This is a genomic window from Nonomuraea sp. NPDC049784 (assembly GCF_040659615.1).
Lineage (GTDB): Bacteria > Actinomycetota > Actinomycetes > Streptosporangiales > Streptosporangiaceae > Nonomuraea.
In genome coordinates this window covers 1-1,183 of the sequence record NZ_JBFAMX010001269.1, presented here as the reverse complement: position 1 = coordinate 1,183, position 1,183 = coordinate 1, and the positions used below count along the sequence as shown (strand labels likewise).

The 1,183-nt window shown below is 66.5% G+C and carries 1 protein-coding gene; it reads left to right on the top strand.

Annotated elements, in window-relative coordinates; genetic code table 11:
- Positions 1 to 382: 382 nt before the first annotated feature.
- Positions 383 to 1,036 (top strand): hypothetical protein, encoded by a 654-nt coding sequence (locus AB0J09_RS65325; RefSeq protein ID WP_360714611.1) that lies wholly within the window; start codon positions 383 to 385, stop codon positions 1,034 to 1,036.
- Positions 1,037 to 1,183 lie beyond the last annotated feature (147 nt).

Genomic DNA, 1,183 nt, shown 5'->3' with positions numbered 1-1,183 from the left:
CCTCCGGCGAGCCCTGCCCCGCTCCGCGGGCCCGCCGTGCACGAAGCCCAGGCGCCGAGACAGCTCAGTGCCTGTGTCTGAACCCGTCCGCCCAGGTCAACGGCACCGAGCCGGAAGAGGTGCAGTCGTTCACCGTTCGTTAGAACGCCACGGTGACGTCGACTCGAACGGCTCTCCGCACACCTGAGCCATGCGGAACCGCGATCACCACGGATAGGCGTTACACGCCCCGGGGCAATCCGGACATCGGTAACGGCTGTCCGTTGTGGAACGGCGCTGATCTTCCAGGTTGTGACACAGGCACTCAGTCTCGGGCGATGTGACCCGTCCGCCTCACCAGCGGCCTTCCATGTTCCGAAAGGGGACCAGCATGAGTGGCATCATGTCCGGCGGCTTCACCGCTATGGCGACGTTGGCGGCTTTCCTGGACGAGTTCGCGGCCGCAGTCGCGGAGGACGAGGACTACATCGACCGCCTGCAGGAAGAAAACCCGTGGGAGGCTCCCTCCACGCTGGCCGATGGCGCCATAGGCGTGGTGTGGAAATTCGCCAAGGAGCAGGGCCTACAGCGCATCCCAGGCGACATAGATGACGAGGTGCTGTTCGACCCCAACCTGCACCAGTGCGCGGAGGGAACCCCGGCCGTCGGAGCGCTGGTCAAGGTGCTGGAGCCGGGATGGACATGGCAGGTGCCTGAGGGGCGGCGTGCTCGTCACACCGACGGCCGGAGAGGGTGGCGCTGGCAGGCAGCTTTCGAGGTCATCCGGAAGTCAACCGTGAAGGACCCGACCGCCGAACGCGCTGCCCAGCGCGCGGCGGCGGCCGAACGCCACAACGCATATTTCCTGGGGCCTCAGCGGATCGGCGGTCGTTACTACAACGGCTATTGGCACCAGGAGTACACCGTCCTCGACATCCACTACGACGCCAACGGCAAGGCTCGCCAGATCACCATCCGCGACGAGGAAGGCACGCGGACTCACCAGACACCGTGGGGCTTTAGCGGCGCGCACTTGGTGATTGAGCAGCCAACCTGACCGCCCTTTGGCGAATGGCTGCGTCCTGCCCAGCTGCGGCTGTGCAACCACGGACGCCGCACGCCACCCCGCTCCAGGCTGTTCCCGGTGCCTGACCTGGCGTCTACCACTGACCCGTTCCGCGGGGCAAGGCCAAGCCGCGCTCCG